Origin of the sequence: Pseudoflavonifractor phocaeensis (assembly GCF_016901735.1) — a bacterium.
In the GTDB taxonomy this organism is placed as follows: Bacteria; Bacillota; Clostridia; order Oscillospirales; family Oscillospiraceae; genus Pseudoflavonifractor_A.
Window position 1 is genome coordinate 1 of the sequence record NZ_JACLZC010000202.1, and the last position, 468, is coordinate 468.

1 protein-coding gene is annotated in these 468 nt (G+C 55.8%); it reads right to left on the reverse strand.

From position 1 onward, the window contains the following. Positions 1–468 (reverse strand): transposase (locus tag H7U37_RS15270; RefSeq protein WP_204877013.1); only part of this gene is annotated, 468 nt, incomplete at both ends.

The window sequence follows — 468 nt, forward strand, 5'->3', positions numbered from 1 at the left end:
GGCGCTGCACCGTTTTGACACAGTCTTTGGAACGGGTGCACAGATGGCGTGTGGGACAGTTGACACAGATGCGAGGATCGCTTCGGTACTCCCGGTAGCCGTCCCGGTTTGTGGTGCGGTAGGTCAACACCTGGTGCTCCGGGCAGAGCACGCAGTCATAGTACTCGTCATACACATACTTCCACCACTCGTGGCCGCCCTTCATGGTCTGCGGCCGCTTGTAGGCGGTGGAGAGTACACGTCCATCCTCAAACACCTTTTTGCAGATATGAGGGGTCTTGTAGGCGGAATCGGCAACAATAGTCTCGGTTTCAGGGAAATTTGCTGTTACTCGCTCATAGACTTCATCAAACGCCACGCTGTCATGTACATTGCCGGGGGTAACCACGGCTTCCAGCACAAAGCCGTGCTTGTCACAGGCCGTGTGGGCCTCATAGGCAAACTGCCGCTTGTGTTCCCCTTTCACAA